Source organism: Natrinema pallidum DSM 3751, assembly GCF_000337615.1.
In the GTDB taxonomy this organism is placed as follows: domain Archaea; phylum Halobacteriota; class Halobacteria; order Halobacteriales; family Natrialbaceae; genus Natrinema; species Natrinema pallidum.
In genome coordinates, this window is record NZ_AOII01000066.1 from 1 (window position 1) to 11,964 (window position 11,964).

At 65.2% G+C, this 11,964-nt stretch carries 11 protein-coding genes and 2 pseudogenes; 8 read left to right on the forward strand and 5 right to left on the reverse strand.

Annotated elements, in window-relative coordinates; genetic code table 11:
* Window positions 1–97: 97 nt before the first annotated feature.
* A pseudogene (locus C487_RS20305) lies at window positions 98–210 on the reverse strand (IS6 family transposase); the annotation flags it as partial.
* Between the two features lie 134 nt (window positions 211–344).
* Between C487_RS20305 and C487_RS09550 the strand changes: the two are divergent.
* Both C487_RS09550 and C487_RS09555 read left to right on the forward strand, forming a co-directional pair.
* Window positions 345–1,409, forward strand: a complete 1,065-nt coding sequence (locus C487_RS09550; RefSeq protein ID WP_006185536.1) for a pyridoxal-phosphate-dependent aminotransferase family protein — start codon at window positions 345–347, stop codon at window positions 1,407–1,409.
* Window positions 1,410–1,668: 259 nt separating this feature from the next.
* Window positions 1,669–3,519, forward strand: a complete 1,851-nt coding sequence (locus tag C487_RS09555) for a carbon starvation CstA family protein (RefSeq protein WP_006185537.1) — start codon at window positions 1,669–1,671, stop codon at window positions 3,517–3,519.
* A 78-nt stretch (window positions 3,520–3,597) separates the two neighbouring features.
* Here C487_RS09555 and C487_RS09560 read toward each other — a convergent pair whose 3' ends face one another.
* Window positions 3,598–4,206: a hypothetical protein gene (locus C487_RS09560; RefSeq protein WP_006185538.1), complete on the reverse strand. Its 609-nt coding sequence runs from the start codon at window positions 4,204–4,206 to the stop codon at window positions 3,598–3,600.
* A 251-nt stretch (window positions 4,207–4,457) separates the two neighbouring features.
* Here C487_RS09560 and C487_RS09565 point away from each other — a divergent pair, with 251 nt between their 5' ends.
* A complete protein-coding gene (locus C487_RS09565; protein ID WP_006185539.1) occupies window positions 4,458–4,655 on the forward strand; it encodes a hypothetical protein in 198 nt (65 codons plus the stop codon).
* 27 nt (window positions 4,656–4,682) lie between these two features.
* Here C487_RS09565 and C487_RS09570 read toward each other — a convergent pair whose 3' ends face one another.
* Window positions 4,683–4,919 (reverse strand): hypothetical protein, encoded by a 237-nt coding sequence (locus C487_RS09570; protein WP_006185540.1) that lies wholly within the window; start codon window positions 4,917–4,919, stop codon window positions 4,683–4,685.
* A gap of 148 nt (window positions 4,920–5,067) precedes the next feature.
* On the opposite strand from C487_RS09570, the gene C487_RS20805 reads away from it, so the two are divergent.
* Complete coding sequence (locus C487_RS20805) at window positions 5,068–5,238, forward strand: hypothetical protein (protein ID WP_006185541.1); 171 nt, start codon at window positions 5,068–5,070, stop codon at window positions 5,236–5,238.
* A gap of 126 nt (window positions 5,239–5,364) precedes the next feature.
* Window positions 5,365–5,568 (forward strand): hypothetical protein, encoded by a 204-nt coding sequence (locus C487_RS09580; protein ID WP_006185542.1) that lies wholly within the window; start codon window positions 5,365–5,367, stop codon window positions 5,566–5,568.
* On the opposite strand, the gene C487_RS09585 is transcribed toward C487_RS09580, so the two are convergent.
* On the reverse strand, window positions 5,569–6,816 hold the full coding sequence (locus tag C487_RS09585) for a CobW family GTP-binding protein (protein ID WP_006185543.1): 1,248 nt from the start codon (window positions 6,814–6,816) through the stop codon (window positions 5,569–5,571).
* Window positions 6,817–6,889: 73 nt separating this feature from the next.
* Between C487_RS09585 and C487_RS09590 the strand changes: the two genes are divergently transcribed.
* The 3 genes and pseudogenes from C487_RS09590 (at window position 6,890) to C487_RS09600 (ending at window position 9,600) form a co-directional block, all read left to right on the forward strand.
* Window positions 6,890–7,186, forward strand: coding sequence for a hypothetical protein (locus C487_RS09590; protein WP_006185544.1), 297 nt, complete (start codon window positions 6,890–6,892; stop codon window positions 7,184–7,186).
* Window positions 7,186–8,257 (forward strand): annotated as a pseudogene (locus tag C487_RS09595) (ArsA family ATPase). Before C487_RS09590 ends, C487_RS09595 begins: the two are co-directional and overlap by 1 nt.
* 143 nt (window positions 8,258–8,400) lie before the next feature.
* Entirely contained in the window at window positions 8,401–9,600 is a 1,200-nt protein-coding gene (locus C487_RS09600; RefSeq protein WP_006185547.1) for a redox-regulated ATPase YchF, read from the forward strand.
* Window positions 9,601–9,825: 225 nt separating this feature from the next.
* On the opposite strand, the gene C487_RS09605 is transcribed toward C487_RS09600, so the two are convergent.
* A complete protein-coding gene (locus C487_RS09605; RefSeq protein WP_006185548.1) occupies window positions 9,826–11,790 on the reverse strand; it encodes a hypothetical protein in 1,965 nt (654 codons plus the stop codon).
* Window positions 11,791–11,964: the final 174 nt, after the last annotated feature.

An 11,964-nucleotide genomic window follows, 5' to 3' on the forward strand; every position in this document is an offset into this window, starting at 1 on the left:
CTCCAAGTCTATCCACTCAGTAGAGACATCGAGGCGGTCGATTTCGGCCATGGACATCCGAAGCTTCGACCGCCTCGTTCCTAACTTAACACCACCAGCTAAAACGGCCTGAGAATGAAGAGGTACATCGTTTTATCTCACGGAAGATACGTTCAGCACGTTCCGATTTCCATGTTTTTCATATCGAAATCGGAACCCAGATCGACGGAGGTGGCCATCGACGGCGGCCCACTCCGAAGCGCACGCCCCGTCTCACTCGCGGCCCGCTCGGTTTCAACCTGACCTCGTTCGGACAGCGCTCCCCCTCGAGTAGCTTTATGCCCGAACGGCCCGGTACAAGCCGTATGACCGACGATCGACTGCGCATGACGCCCGGTCCGACGGCAGTGCCGGCCGCCGTCCGCGAACGGATGAGCGAACCGACACCCAATCCCGACATCGAGCCCGCGTTCTTCGACTTCTATCGCGACCTCACGGACAACCTCGAGGCGCTCTACGGCGGCGACGAGATCGTGATCCTCGGCGGCGAGGGGATCCTCGGGCTCGAGGCCGCCGTCGCGTCGCTGGTCGAACCGGGCGATCGGGTGCTCTGTATCGCGAACGGGCGCTACGGCGAGGGGTTCGCCGATTTCGTCGACATGTACGGCGGGGACGCGGTGATCTGTGACGTCCCGTGGCGCGAACCGCTCGATCGCGCGGCCGTCGAGGCCGCACTCGCGGACGGCTCGTTCGACGTGGCGACGATGGTCCACTGCGAGACGCCGACCGGCGTCCTGAACGACATCGAGCCGGTGCTCGACATCCTCGCGGAGCACGACGTCATCAGTATCGTCGACGCGGTCTCCTCGCTCGGCGGCGTCCCGGTGCCGACCGACCGGATCGACGTCTGTCTGGGGGCGTCACAGAAGTGTTTCAGCGCGCCGCCGGGACTAACCATCTGCTCGATCAGCGACCGCGCCTGGCGGAAAATCGAGTCGTTCGAGACGGACGGGTTCTACACCGACCTCGAGCCGTGGCGCGACGCCGCCGCCGAAGAGTGGTTTCCCTACACGCATCTGTCGTCGAACCTGTACGGGCTCGACACCGCGATCGACCTGCTGCTCGAGGAGGGACTGGAGAACGTCTTCGAACGTCACGAGACGGCTGCGGCCCGGTGTCGCGAGCGGGCGGACCGCCTCGGGCTGTCGATCTACCCCGACGCGGCGCGGTCGTCGCCGACCGTGACGGCGCTCGAGGTCCCCGGTCGAGCGGCGACTCTCCAACGAACGCTGGCCGAGGAGCACGACCTCGTCCTCGCGACCGGCCTCGGCGATCTCGAGGACGACGTGCTCCGGATCGGCCACATGGGGCACAACGCCCGCCGCGACCGCGTCGACCGGACGATGGACGCGCTCGAGGCCGTCCTGTAGCGCCGGGCAACCCGCTGCCCCTCGAGTCGTACGCCGATCGGTCCGCCCGCCGCCGCGCTCGCTTCCGCACCGTTTTCGGCCCGGGCGACGAGTAGAAAAAACCCGTCTCGAGTCGTTCTCGTGTCCGTTATTCCCTGTTGGCGCGTCCCCCCGGCGCGCCATTCACGTCTTCAGACTATCGAAAGCGACGGCTCGAACCGCTAACCACAACAAATAACAATTAAGGTCGCTGGTCTCTCTGGATTTGTGTAGACGTAACATGACACAGGTTGTCTGGATCATCGCGGCAGTACTGGTGACCTTCACCGTCGGTTACGTGGGGTACTCGCGGTATCTCACTCGGTTCGTCGAACTGGACGAGGACACCGAAACACCGGCACACAAGTACGAGGACGGGCAGGAGTACGTTCCATCGAAGAAACCGGTGTTATTGGGGCATCACTACTCGAGTATCGCGGGTGGGGCACCGATCGTCGGCCCGATTACTGCCGGCGCCATCTGGGGGTGGGTACCGGCGCTGTTATGGATCGCAATCGGCAATCCCCTGATGGGTGCCGTTCACGACTTCGTCTCGCTGTCGGGGAGCCTTCGCCACGAGGGGAAGTCGATCGGGTACATGATCGGCGAGTACGTCGGCGAGAGCGGCAAGAACATGCTGCTGTGGTTCGCGTTCCTGACGATCGTGCTCGTCGTGGCGGTGTTCGCGCTGGTCGTCGGAATCGTGTTCAATGCGTATCCACAGGTGGTGACGGCCTCGTTTATTTACATCGCGCTGGCGCTGGTGTTCGGCGTGTACTTGTACCAGCTCAATGGGCCGTTCATTCCGGGGACGGTCCTGTTCGTCGCAGGGGTCTTCGCCGCCGTTTGGGTTGGTCTCCAGTACCCGCTGGCACTGTTCGCTGGCGAGTATCCGGCGGGGACAATCGTGCTGCTCGGCGGTACCGGTGAGTGGGTACCGGGAGCGGAGGCGCTCGCCGGTGTCGGTGGCGGCAACACCGCAGGCTGGATCCCGATCATCATGGTCTACGCCGCGATTGCGAGCGCGCTGCCGGTATGGGTATTGCTCCAACCGCGTGATTACCTCTCGTCGTTCCTGCTCTACAGCGGCGTCGGCGGGGCGACCGTCGCGATTCTCGTCGGGACGTTCCTCGGGACATCTGCGGAACCGCTCACCATCGACAGCTCGATCGGCGCGTTCGAAGGCTTCTGGGGCGTCGAGGCGGCCGGTCTCGCCCCACTGTTTCCGCTGCTGTTCATCACGATCGCCTGCGGGACGATCAGCGGCTTCCACTCGCTGGTCTCGTCGGGGACGACCGCAAAACAGCTCGACAAGGAGACCGACGCCCGCCTGATCGGCTACGGCGGGATGCTCGGCGAGGGGCTACTCGCCGCGGTCGCGCTCTCGACGCTCGCGGTGTGGGGTGCTCCCGATGTCGAAGGCGGAATCGGGGCTGCACTGCCGAACTTCGCGTCCGGCGGCGGTGTCATCCTGACGAGCCTCGGCGTGCCCGAGACGGCCGGGGCCGTCTTCATGGCCTTGGTTCTGTGTAGCTTTCTCCTGACCTCGACTGACACGGCCGTCCGCCTCGGGCGGTACATGATGGAGGAAATCGTCGGCACGCCCGCGGGACGGACCGATACCGGGCTGAACATGAATCTCCGCTCGATCGTCCGCGGCCGGTACACGAACCCGATCGTCCAGATCGTCCCCGCGTATCTGCTGGTCGTCTCCGGCCAGTGGGTCGTCCTCTGGCAACTGTTCGGCGGTGCGAACCAGTTGCTCGCGGCGCTTGCACTGCTGACCGTGACCGTCTGGCTCGCCAACTGGGACGACAACAAACAGCTCGTCTCCACCGGTGTGCCGATGGCGATCATGGTCGTGATCACCGTTCTCGGGCTCTCGATCCTGGTGTTCTACGAGAACCTCTACCTGAACCTGATTCAGGGTGGCGCGGAGACCGTCGGTGCCATGATCTCTTCGGGAGTACAGATGCTTCTCGGACTGGTCCTCATCGGGTTGGCGCTCGCGCTCGTCAGGCTGGGCTACAAGAACATCCGGACCGTCCGCCGTGGCCCTGAGCCATCGGCTGTCGAACCCGGCGACGACTAACGGCTCCCGACCGCCGCGTTTTCGGTCGGCCGCTGACCGGCACCGAGACCGGTCTCTGTGACCCGAACCAACCGTCACCTACCGCCAGAACCGCTTTGCGAACCGCGACAGCAGTCCCTCCTCGGGCTCGCTCACGGTCTCCCAGAGGGTAAACGCCTCCACGACGTCGGCGGCCTCGCTGCCGACGTGCTCCTCGGACTCGGGATCGACGACGACGAGATTGATCTCGTAGTGGCCGTGATACCCGAACGTCAGTAACGTCCGGTCGCGGAACCCGGCAACGAACTCGCGAACGTCGTCGGGTATCCCGTCGGCGACGAGGACGAACGTCACATCCGTCCCGAAGTGTTCCTCGTCGGCGACGACCCGGTCGTCCGCGAGGTCGTGACCGAGGGCGACGAGTCGCTCGAGTTCCGCGACCGTCGGCTCGGACTCGCGTCGAGCGAAGAGGTACTCCTCGGTCTCGTGGTCGGCATAACTCAATGCCGGATGGAAGAACTGTTTCTGGCTGCGTACACGCAGCTCCCCGTAGAGGTCCCATTGCTCGCCGCCGGCGCGGTGGTTCTTCTCGAGGTCGTAGCTGTACAGCAATCGGTCGGACACCCGATCGAGATACTCGTCGTCCCAGTCGGGTACCGCCTCGCGGATCTCCGCCGGCAGTTCCGCCGGCCGTGCGTTGTCGCTCATCGTGCGTCGGTGGCGCGTGACTGCGATCGGTCACGGCCCGACAGCAGTTCCGTGCGATCGTGGCCCATGTCGCGTCCACTCATACCACCGGTTACCGTCGCGGTATCAAATACCCGTCGGTGAGCCGGGGTGAGGCCACGTCGATTGCCGCCGCGCACCGGCAGCCGATAGGTTTTAGCCGTCGGAGACGCACTATCGTGCAAGAGAATCTCATGGGTGGGAAGCAAACCGAAGCCTGCGGCCGGTGTTCCATGTCCACAGTCGTCGATATCGTCTCGTCCGGCGACGAAGACGAGAGAGCCGACGGCGACGCGGGCCGGGACCCGTTCGGCGAGGCCACCATCGAGGTCGACGAGGATGAACTCCGACGGATCTCGCCGGGTGCCTGGGCCGGACGCGTGACCGAGCGACTCGACGACCTCGGTCGGCGGCTCATTTACGGCCAGTAGGAGCGTCGTCGGTCGCAGGCGACGCGATCACGACATTGTTACGAAATACGTCATCGCGAACAACAGTATTGCGGCCGTCGCGACGTTGACGAACCCGAATTCGAGAACGTCCAGAAACGACAGTCCCCAGACGACCGCCCACGCGAACAGCGCCGACAGCACGGCGTTCAGCGCGACCAACACGCGGGGATCGCCCTGCGAGGACGAAACGCCCGCCTCGAACCCGTCCCCGGTACCGTCGCGATCAGTGTCACCGTCGCTCATACAGGGAGAGGTCGATACCGCCACTTATACTGTTCGCTGTCTCTACCGGCACGTCCAGCGACGGGGCCGGGAAACGCGGACGACCGTGACGGCACACGGTATCGTTCGGCAGGGCAGGGTCCGTATACACCTCCGAAACCGTCACGGCGTGCGGATCGACCCCGTGCCGTTCGTCGTGGTCGTCGGACTCGCGTTCATGCTCCTCCTGTCGTTCGGGCCGCTGTACGAGCAGACGCTGGGACTCCCCCTCGAGATCGCGATCGCGCTTTCCGCGGCGGTGTGCACCGTCGTCGCCGTCGTGCGATCAGGTATGCAATGACTTTCAGTTGCGACTATGGGCGACCGTTCCCGCAACGGACGGGACCCGCCGGTCACGCGTCATCGGTCGGGGGACAGTGACACACAGTCGCATACTATTATTGCTGTCCCCGGCGAATCGTCAACCATGGGCCTCATCGAATCGGTGAAATCGGCGCTCGCGTCGCCCTCGCCGAACGGCCGTCCCGACGACGGCTCCGCGGGTGCCTACTGGTGTGACGACTGCGCCGTCCGGATCAGGGACGTCGATCTCGAGGGCGAACCGGTCTGTCCGGACTGTGGCGTGGCGATGCGCTTCGAACGCTCGACGGGCCGGAACTGCGCGTGCTGATCAGGGCTTCCGAATGACGGTTTCCGCGCCCTGCGTCGTGGGGAAGGGGCCGCCATCGAACGCCGTCCCCCACTCCCCGTCGGTGACGAGCGCGTCCTCGAGCGCCGCCCGGAGCGCTCCCTCGTCGTAGTCGGTGCCGATGACCACGAGTGCCGTCCGTCGGTCGCCGTGCTCGTCGTGCCACTCGAGGTCGGGCCGGTTCGACCGGTACATGTCGCGTTCGACCTCGGGCAGGCTCGCGATCCAGGGCCCCTGTGCGGTGGCCCTGACCGATGACCCGGCCTGAGCGATCGAGAGTCGCATCTCGGTGCCGGCAAGCCAGGCAGCCCCCTTCGAGCGGACGATCGATCGCGGCAGGGTCCGGAGGACGGAGGCGAACCGTTCCGGGTGGAACGGCCGGCGGGACCGGTAGACGAACGACGAGACGCCGTACACGTCACCGGGGTGGTGATGATCGTGGCGCTCCCCCGTCTCGGCCCGCTGGCCGTCGTGAGCGGCGTGCTCGCTCTCGTTGCGGTCGTGATCGTCGGCCGCCTCGAGCGCTCGCTGCCAGCCCGACCGATCGGTCACGCGCCCGGAACCGAACAGGTCGGCACCGAGCAGGCGGTCGGGATCGATCGCCGAGAACGTCGTCGGAATCGTCTCGGCCTCGGGTTGGAGCGCAGAGACGAGGTTCGCGGCCGCCGCGAGTTCGGCGTCGGAACACAGATCGGCCTTGTTGAGCAAGACGAGGTTCGAAACCTCGACCTGTTCGACGAGCAGATCCGAGAGCGGCCGGTCGCCCTCGTTCCCTCGCCGCTCTGGCCGTTCCTCACCCGCGAAGGCTTCGAGGAACGCGGGCGTATCGAGGACGGTCACGAGCGTATCAACGTCGTAGCGCGCCGCGACGCGGGACTCGGTGGTGAACAGTCGGGCCACGGGCGCGGGCTCGGAGATGCCGGACGACTCGACGACGAGGTGGTCGAACGAGCGATCCCGAGCCAGCCCGACCACTGCGGTCTCGAGGTCATCCTGCAGTTCACAGCAGATACAGCCGTTCGAGAGTTCCGCGACGCCGTCATCGATCTCGAGTTCCGAGCCCTCGGCGACGAGTTCGGCGTCGACGTTGACTTCGCCCATGTCGTTGACCAGCACCGCCAGCGTCCGGTCGGCGCTCGAGAGCAGGTGATTGAGCAGCGTCGTCTTGCCGGCACCCAGGCTCCCCGAGAGGATCGTCACCGGGATCGGCCCGTCCGTGTTCGTCTGCATACTGAGTACTGTGATCGGAGCGCCTTGAAAGCGAGCCACGAGGGTTTTTATCGTTCGATACACAGTTACTGCCATGGAGCTGGCCGATCGGATCGACGCGTTTCGGGAGCGACTCGACGAGTGGCTGCGGGGCCTCTATCACGGCCTGATCTCGCATCCGGCGTACGAGAAGATCGAGAAGGAAGCGGAAGACACCGAGGACGCGTTCGTGCTGGCGTGTTTCCCGGACGCGTTCGGCATCCCGTCGCCGGTGTCCTACTACACCGCGGAACTGCTCCCCTACCTCGAGGACGAGTTCGAATCGTGGGAGCGGCGGCTGTGGGACCGCGGAACGTACCTCGAACGGAAAGGACAGCAGTATCACTTCTGATGGACCCGTTCGTCTTCTTCGGCGGCAAGGGCGGCGTCGGCAAGACGACCGTCTCGTGTGCGTACGCGCTCCGCTGTGCGCGCGACGGCCAGCGAACCCTCGTCGTCTCGACCGACCCGGCCCACTCCGTCACCGACGTGTTCGACCAGCCGTTCGACGACTCCCCGCGGTCGGTCGACGGGATCGGCGGACTCGACGCGGTGGAGATCGATCCCGAAGACGAAGTAACCCGCCACTTGGACGAGATCCGACAGGACCTCTCCGAACAGGTGTCGGCGTCGATGGTCAACGAGATCAACCGTCAACTCGAGATGGCACACGGGACCCCCGGGGCCTACGAATCGGCGCTGTTCGACCGCTTCATCGACGTGATGCGGAACGCGGACTCCTACGACCGCGTCGTCTTCGACACCTCGCCGACGGGGAGTACGCTCCGGCTGCTCGGCCTCCCCGACCTGCTCGAGGGGTGGATCGACCGACTGATCCACAAGCGACGAACGAGCATCGACCTCTTCGAGAAGGCCGCCGTCGGGAACGCCGAACCGCGCCGCGTGATGGAGGGCGATCCCGTCCTCGCGCGCCTGCAGGACCGCAAGGAGTTCTTCGAGTTCGCCGGGTCGGCGCTGCACGACGACGCCGCGTTCTTCCTCGTCTTGACCCCGGACGAACTCTCGGTGAACGAGACCGAACGTGCGATCGTCGCCCTTCGGGAGGAGAACCTCGCGGTCCGCGGTCTCGTCGCCAACNGTCTTGACCCCGGACGAACTCTCGGTGAACGAGACCGAACGTGCGATCGTCGCCCTTCGGGAGGAGAACCTCGCGGTCCGCGGTCTCGTCGCCAACAAACTCACGCCGTCGCCCGACCCCGACGAGACCGGCCGCGGCGGACGCTACCTCCGCGAGCGCGTCGAGACGGAAGCGACCCGTCTCGAGACCATCCGCTCGGAGTTCGACCCGCCGCTGGTCGCCGAGATCGGCTGGCGGAGCGCGGAGATCACGGGCGACCTCCTGGCCGATGTCGCGGACGAACTCGACATCGAAACGGCAGCCGAGCAGCCAACGCACGTCTGATCGGGACGGCAGTCGTGGGCTCGAGTTCGATCCGACGACCGCATCGGCGCGCTCGAGTCGGCCACGCGGATATGCCACGTCCACGCATACCATTTCGCCTGCGGACAGAAACCCGTTTAGGCGGGCCGCGCCACCGACGGATAATGAGTACGAGTTACCGGATCGGACTCGTCGGCAAACCCTCCGTCGGCAAGTCCTCCTTTTTCAATGCAGCGACGATGAACGACGTTCCCGAGGGGGCCTACCCGTTCACGACGATCGACCCGAGCGTGGGCGAGGCCTACGTCCGCGTCGACTGTGCGGCACCCGAGTTCGACGAGGAATGCACGCCGTCGGTTGGCTACTGCGACCACGGGACCCGCTTCGTCCCGACGAAACTCGTCGACGTGGCCGGGCTGATTCCCGGCGCACACGAGGGCAACGGGCTGGGCAACCAGTTCCTCTCCGATCTCAACGAAACCGACGTGCTCGTCCACGTCGTCGACTTCTCCGGGGAAACGGACGCCGAGGGCGAACCCACCGAGGGACACGACCCGCGGGACGATATCGCATTTCTCGAGGAGGAACTCGACCAGTGGTACCTGGGCGTCCTGGAGAAAGGCATCAACCGATACGAGACGGGCTACACCACCGAGGACGACGCTATCGAAGCGGAACTCGCCGAGCAGATGAGCGCGTTCAAGACGACTGAAGACGAGATCAAACGGCTCATTCGACGCGTCGATGTCGGCTTCGACCCCGACGAGTGGGACGAGGACGACCGCCTCGAGTTGGCCCGTGAGATCCGCAAGGAGACCAAGCCGATGGTCATCGCGGCGAACAAGATGGACACGCCCGAAGCGCAGGCGAACTTCGCGGAGATCACCAGCGATCCCGACTACGACCACCTGACGATCGTTCCCTGCAGCGCCCACGCCGAGAAGGCCCTGAAGTCGGCCGATCAGGCCGGCGTCGTCGACTACCGACCGGGTGACCCGGACTTCGACATCGTCGACGACGTCTCCGGCGAACAGGAACAGGGCCTAGAGCGGATTCGGGACTTCCTCGAGGAGTTCGGCGCAACGGGCGTCCAGGCGGCCCTCGAGACGGCGCTTTTCGACGTGCTCGGCGTCACGCCCGTGTTCCCAGGCGGCGCGAACGGACTGGGGAACGAACGGGGCGAGGTGCTGCCGGATTGTTACCTGATTCCACCGAACTCGACCGCGGAGGACTTCGCCTACAGCCTCCACTCCGACATCGGCGACGGCTTCCTCCACGCGATCGACTGTCGGACGAACCGCCAACTGGGCAAAGAGTACGAGGTCGAGGCGCGGGACGTGATCGAAGTCATCACGACGAACTGAGCGACCGCAAGTTGGCTGCTCCCGCGGGACCGTCGGCACGTCGCCGGCCCGGACTGAAGCCCAGCACGCCTCCTCGTTCAATGTGACACGGACGGCAGCGAGGCTGTCACGACCTCCTGCCGACGACCGACCCGGCGGGCACTGCGCTCGAGCGACGTGCGACGGAAGACGCGGCACGGTCGGCGGTACGCGGTGCGGATCGCTCGCGGATGACCGCCGGAATCGTTATTCCCGCGATGGAACGACTTGACCGACCGACAGGACGTGACCGTCGGCATCGTACTGGAGTGTCGCGTGTCGGATCTCGTCGGCGTCGGCATCGACGGAAACGGTATCGCCCTCCTCGAACTCACCGTCGATTTCCTCGCCGAGGTCGATCTCGTTAGAGTCGTCTTCAGTCCAGACCTGAAGCGTAAGCTCCGACGCGGAGACCGAATCGCCGCCGACGTGTTCGATCGCACCCTGGCCCTCGTCGAACCCGAGTTCGATCCGCGGTCGCGGATGGGCTCCGCCGACACGGACATCGTCGTCACCCCAGACGACGGTGACAGCCGCTCCGGCCTCGACGTCGCCGACTTCGATCGTCGCCCCCGAAGAGACGGTGTCCGCCTCGTCGGACCACTGCGTCTCGGCCGGCTCGTCGTCGATCAGCAGTTCGTAGGCGTCGGCCGGACGCTCGCGTTCGTCCTCGAGTTCGAGCGTCGCCGAGAGCGTCTTGCGCTCGAAGTCGTAGTCGAAGGCCACGGTCCCCGGGGGCCGGGCACGGAAGTATGCGATACTGTCTTCCGTTCCGTCCCAGCAGACGCGGACGGAGTCACCCGGGCGGATGTCCTCGAGCGTCGTCTCGTCACCCGACTGCATCGTTCCGGACCACGGCTGAGCGGTGGTTCGTGGCTCGATTTCTTCGTCGCTGGAATGATACCACGGCCGTTCGTCGTAGACGGCGATGGAGACCCGATCGCCGTCGAGCGGGAACTCGTCCGCGTACTCGACGGTGAGCGTTCCGGCGTCGACGTCGTAGTCGTACTCGAACTCGAACCGATCGAGGATCGACGTTCCGCTCGCGCTGGTCCCGGCCGCGTGGTCGTGAGTGATGGTGATCGACAGGCTCGGCTCGACGTCGTCCATATCGATGACGATCGTATCTCCCTTTTCGAGGGTGCTGTGGCCGTTGGTCCAGATATCGCGGTCGTACTCCTCGTCGTCCACCTCGAGCGTGAGATCCTCGACCGGGGTCGGATCGCCGCGTCCGATCTCGATCTCGAGTTCGTCGTCTTCGAGATCGATGTCCTCCTCGGGCCGGAGTCTGCCCGGACTCTCGTGGTCGTTGGCTTCCCGTTCGGCGGCGAGATCGCGCTCGGCGGTGATGGTGACGAGCGACCCGTCCCGTTCGACCGTCGGCTCGCCGGTGAGTGCCATGTAGTTCAACTCACTCGTGAGCGCATCGACCAGTTCGTCGGTGACCTCCGTGGCGTCCTCGAAGGCGATACCGATGTTCATCTCGAGGGTATCCGGATCGAGTACGGTCGTTGATTGGGCTTTGTATTCGATAGCGGCGTCGTCGATGAGCTCGGAGAATTGATACCCCTCGCCGATCTGGACCGTGTAGTCGGCATGCTCCCCGTCGAAGAGGCCGAGCGCCTCTTCGAGCAGGGGTTCGGCGTCCAACAGCCGCTGGGCCTCGCCCGCGTTCGCCGCGAAGGCTTCGTCGATCCGCTCGTCGTCTTCGGCGGCGACGATGACCGTCTCGGTGACGGCGGCGACCATCTCGTCGTCTTCGCGGCGCTCGTACTCGACGCCGCCGTCGGTCTCGCGAATGTCGCCGTCGTCTTCGAGTTCGAAGTCGCCGGCGACGACGACGACGATCGGCATCGAGAATTCATCGTCGTCGGTCGTGTAGACGAAGGCGTGCTTCGAGATCGACTCGGGGTCGATCCCCAACCCTCCGCCCGTCGACATGCGTCCGTAGGGATCGTTGGCTTTTCGCTGCTGCTCGTGATCCCTCGTCACGACTGCCATCGAGTCCGATCCGGCCGAGGCCGGGAAATAATCGAAGAGGGAGTCGAACGCCGGCTCGCCGGCGTCGCTGGTGGATCGTCCGTCGGTCGCACTGACGGCGTTTCCTGCCAGTGCGACGGTCATCGTCGTGCCGATACTGCCGAGGAGGGTACGGCGGGGACACTGTGGCATACGACTCGAATTTCTTCCTGACATCACAAGTAGGTTTTCATCACATTCTGTTTCGGTAACTACTCCCGGCGGCTGAATCGAACGTCGCGACGAGAGTGTCTGAAGACGCCATTTCGGTCCGATCTCGGGCACGCCGCACCGGCGGCTCGACGAGCGTAGCGGGGGTGGGGACGT

What these genes read in the sequence shown, in the direction of transcription:
- C487_RS09590 (WP_006185544.1), top strand. Translation starts at nt 6,890, where the DNA reads ATGGAGCTGGCCGATCGGATCGACGCGTTTCGGGAGCGACTCGACGAG.
- C487_RS09555 (WP_006185537.1), top strand. Translation starts at nt 1,669, where the DNA reads ATGACACAGGTTGTCTGGATCATCGCGGCAGTACTGGTGACCTTCACC.
- C487_RS09560 (WP_006185538.1), bottom strand. Translation starts at nt 4,206, where the DNA reads ATGAGCGACAACGCACGGCCGGCGGAACTGCCGGCGGAGATCCGCGAG.
- C487_RS09600 (WP_006185547.1), top strand. Translation starts at nt 8,401, where the DNA reads ATGAGTACGAGTTACCGGATCGGACTCGTCGGCAAACCCTCCGTCGGC.
- C487_RS09580 (WP_006185542.1), top strand. Translation starts at nt 5,365, where the DNA reads ATGGGCCTCATCGAATCGGTGAAATCGGCGCTCGCGTCGCCCTCGCCG.
- C487_RS09550 (WP_006185536.1), top strand. Translation starts at nt 345, where the DNA reads ATGACCGACGATCGACTGCGCATGACGCCCGGTCCGACGGCAGTGCCG.
- C487_RS09565 (WP_006185539.1), top strand. Translation starts at nt 4,458, where the DNA reads ATGTCCACAGTCGTCGATATCGTCTCGTCCGGCGACGAAGACGAGAGA.
- C487_RS09585 (WP_006185543.1), bottom strand. Translation starts at nt 6,816, where the DNA reads ATGCAGACGAACACGGACGGGCCGATCCCGGTGACGATCCTCTCGGGG.
- C487_RS09570 (WP_006185540.1), bottom strand. Translation starts at nt 4,919, where the DNA reads ATGAGCGACGGTGACACTGATCGCGACGGTACCGGGGACGGGTTCGAG.
- C487_RS09605 (WP_006185548.1), bottom strand. Translation starts at nt 11,790, where the DNA reads ATGCCACAGTGTCCCCGCCGTACCCTCCTCGGCAGTATCGGCACGACG.